Annotated in this window: 4 protein-coding genes; all 4 read left to right on the forward strand. The window is 47.7% G+C overall.

What is annotated here, in order from left to right:
• Positions 1-84: 84 nt before the first annotated feature.
• The gene (locus AB5202_RS05845) at positions 85-861 is read left to right on the forward strand and encodes an acyltransferase family protein (protein WP_368143900.1); all 777 of its coding nucleotides are present in this window, start codon (positions 85-87) and stop codon (positions 859-861) included.
• A gap of 165 nt (positions 862-1,026) precedes the next feature.
• Entirely contained in the window at positions 1,027-1,218 is a 192-nt protein-coding gene (locus AB5202_RS05850; RefSeq protein ID WP_368143899.1) for a hypothetical protein, read from the forward strand.
• 102 nt (positions 1,219-1,320) lie between these two features.
• On the forward strand, positions 1,321-1,707 hold the full coding sequence (locus tag AB5202_RS05855) for a glycosyltransferase family 2 protein (RefSeq protein ID WP_368143898.1): 387 nt from the start codon (positions 1,321-1,323) through the stop codon (positions 1,705-1,707).
• A 307-nt stretch (positions 1,708-2,014) separates the two neighbouring features.
• On the forward strand, positions 2,015-3,745 hold a 1,731-nt coding region (locus AB5202_RS05860), incomplete at its 3' end, for an N-acetylmuramoyl-L-alanine amidase family protein (protein WP_368147491.1).

Below are 3,745 nucleotides of genomic sequence, written 5' to 3' on the forward strand. Positions count from 1 at the left end.
AGATTCTAGGACGAAGGCCGTTCTTCGTTAAACGGGCGCTAGGGCGTCACCCTTACACCAACATTTTCGACGCGATCTTTCTTCATGCTTCGCGGTGATATTCAAGTAAGCCCAACCAATTTGATAGATATTTTTGCACCAACTCTTACTGGTTCTAGTTGGTGGTTTGTGACCGTCTATGCTTGGCTTGTATTTTTGCTGCCCTTTATAATTCCGGCTTTGCATGCGTTGGGCAAGAAACTACATCTGTATCTAATAGTCTTTCTGGTCTCTGTCTTTGGATTCCTGCGCTATGTGCCGCTCTTTTGGATTCCCATCGACGGGCTACTAGTGGATTTTATTATAATTTGTGTTCTTGTTTGCTATATTCGCTGGTTTGTAGATTTGTCAACAGTGGATATACGGCGCTTGGTTGCTTGCTGCATTGCTTCCTTTGCTGGAGTTGCAATCTCGTTTTATGGTCAATTCCATTTTGATGGCTTGCTGGGCTCGACCTTTGCGAATTTGTATAACGGTTTTTTCGGTTCGCCGGCGTCTATTTTTTCGTTAGCTATAGCAATCTCGGTCTTGTTGATTGAATTAAAAATGCCGCATTTTTCCTCCCGTTTCGTTAACGCTATCGCAAAACTTTGTTTTGCTACTTACCTTATTTCTGACTATGGGCCCATTCAAAGTTGGCTTTGGAGCTCGCTGTTTCCCTTTACGCGTGTAGGCGTTGGGCTGGGAATATTGCAGGTACTTCTTGTTCCAACGGTTGTGTTCGCGACCTGCTTAATGCTGGAAGGTCTCAGGAAGCTCTTGGTTGGTTTCTTCATGCGTCTTGTCGGTCCTTACGATTTGTTAAATAAAGCTTTGTCGTAGAACCAAGATTTTTGACATTTTCTTCCGCATACGTGATTTGACGACGATCCCTCTACGCAGGTGATGGAACGATTGAGATTCCGAACCAGCGTTCTCTGGTTGTAGCGGATTGGTCGACAACCATCTTGGAAAGCGCGTCGTGGGCACGCAAGGCCTGTTATAGGCATGGTAACGCCCACGGTTGTTGCAACTAAGACGACTATCACCGAGACTGCTATTAAGAAGCCGATCGAGCCGAAGGCTGACGCGGTAACCGTTGCGAAGTTTTCTGAGACCGTCGATGATGATTCGGTTGGCATGCCTCTGGTGCTGGTGTTGTTGGAGGCGTTATTAATTGCTGTAGAGGCTTCGGTTTAAATCAAGGAATCGAACCGGTTTCCACACCAATAGAATGCGCTGGCCGCATATGACGTATCGATATGGGCATGGTATTGCGTTTTTTAATTTGCGGCCACAAAGATGCCTTTTGCAAAGCGTGAGGGCTATCTTGCCCGTGCTGTGCGCCCGGGCAATTTCAGCGCCGTGACGGGCGCCTGCCAGATGGTCCAACGCGACGTATTTGAGCAGTTCGGAGGCTATAACGAGGAATTCGCCGTCGGTTTTAACGATGCAGACTTTTGCCTGCGTGCGTGGGAGGCGGGCTACCGCACCATCTTTACGCCCTATGCTGAGCTGTACCACTACGAGTTCACCTCGCGCGGCAGGGAAGAGGCCAACGAAGAAAAGATGTGTCGCTGGAAGCGTGAGCAAGTACTGTTCATGCAGCGCTGGCCAGAGTTCTTCCTTGATGGCGACCCTTGGCTGGGCCCAAATTTGTCCTTTGACAGTGAGTGCTTCTCGCTTTAGAGCTAAGTTTGCTGTATTTCGCGGCCGCGTGCTTAAACGAATTACGACGAATTGCCTGCTTCAGGAAAATTTCGTGTCACTGGTGCTTGTGTCGTTTGGGGCGCTGCTTATTGATTTAAAAATTTATGGTTTAACGCTGCGTCAATGGAAGAACGAAAAAGGCCATTGAGTACGCCTGCCTTCTTTTAATAGGAGCAGGTTACCATATACTTTTATAACAATTCGCTTGTATAACTGGACTTCCGATTCGGAAGAGATTGTAAGATAATTTAACCTTAGTATCATTATTTGTGATGGGGGATACGATATGAAAAAGGCATTGCGTGCCTCAACAGCGCTTTCTTTAGCTGCTCTCTTGACTATTTCACCCGTGATGAGTCCTGTAGCCGCTGCTTATGCTGCGAATAGCGTACAATCAGTGAATATTACATCAGATTCGGCGTCCGCAGACGGTGGTGTGGCTTCACGTGACGAGGGCGCTGCTGACGGAGAGATGACTGTCGAGCAGTCGTTGCCGGTGGATGTTGACGAGGCGGCTGATGAGGATTTCGGCGTGGATGCTTCTTTGGTTGAACCGCAAGCCGAATCGACTGATTCTTCTTTTCAATATATATATCTTGCCTACCCGAACCTTATCAGTGGGGCTGACCAAGTCGTCGCGTTTGCAACTCCTAATGACAGCGATACCATCGCCTCCGCAACGCTAAACTATGTGAGTGCCAACGGAGTTCAGGGAGCTGTTGACGCTTCCGCGCAGGCTGATAATTCTGCTGCATTTACATTCGGCTCGAAGCTAGATCCCAATACATACTTTCTTACTTCAATAACCTATGTTCTGCAGGGCGACGATGCTGAACATAAGATTGATCTCTCTGATAGGGATTATTCTTTTGCGGTTGTTGAGAGCTCTGCCAATTCCGAGGGCACTTCCGTTTACTATGCAGACGGTGAAGGCAATGCTGTTGAGGCCCAATCCATCAAGCAGGCGTTGGAATGTGCCGATTCACCGGACGGCATTTCTACCTATGCTGCACGCTCGGCTCGAAAAAACGTTCGGGTAATTGCCCTTGATGCTGGCCATGGCGGCACTGATCCCGGCGCGCAGGGAAATGGAAAGAGTGAGGCGGATCTGACTTGGAAGATTGTTGCTGCTTGCAAGAATAAGCTTGAGGCGTATGGTTTTAAAGTCGTTCTTGCGCGCGAGCAAAGCGGTGGCTACTCCGGAAATGATTACCTTTATCGTGTCCAACGATGCGTGAGTCAAGGTGCACAGGCCTTTGTTAGCTTCCACATTAATTCCGGTTCGCCTGTTGCCCATGGCGCTGAGGTATATGCCCCCACTTCCAATGAATATGATTACACGCAAGTTTCCGTCGAGCTCGCGAATAAAGTTATGAACAACCTCGCTTCTATGGGGCTCAGCTATCGCGGTGTATTCCAGATGGAAGTTGGAGATGAGTTTGCGGTCATCCGTTGTGCCCGCGAACAAGGTATTCCCGGCATCCTAATCGAGCATGGCTTTATTTCTAATGCGGGGGACGTGTTGAATTATTTTAGCGATGAGGGCTGCAGGCGTCTTGGCGAAGCTGATGCCGATGCGATCATTGCGCAATTTCCTAAGTCAACTTGGCTCGATTATTCTTCCGTATTCGATGCTAATTACTATTTGTCGCATTATCCCGATGTTGCTAAAGCTACGGCTGGAAATAGTGATTTAGCTCTAGACCATTTTATTAACTATGGCATGAGTGAAGGTAGGCGCGGCTCTGCCACTTTTGACGTACAGAGTTATTTTAATGAGTATCCAGATTTAAGAGCTGCCTTTGGCTTTGATTTAGTTAAGTACTATGAGCATTACGTCACGGCTGGAAAAGCAGAAGGAAGGCATGGGACCGGATGCTCAAAGATTGAGGGATACGCTACGAATATCAATGGAGTTGATTATTCATCCGTCTATGATCCCTCATTTTATCTATCGAATAACGAAGATATTCGTAGCGCTTTTTCAAAACGAAGCCCCGCTGGCGTTGTAATGATT

It is taken from the genome of Collinsella aerofaciens (assembly GCF_040915545.1).
Classification (GTDB): domain Bacteria; phylum Actinomycetota; class Coriobacteriia; order Coriobacteriales; family Coriobacteriaceae; genus Collinsella; species Collinsella aerofaciens_BE.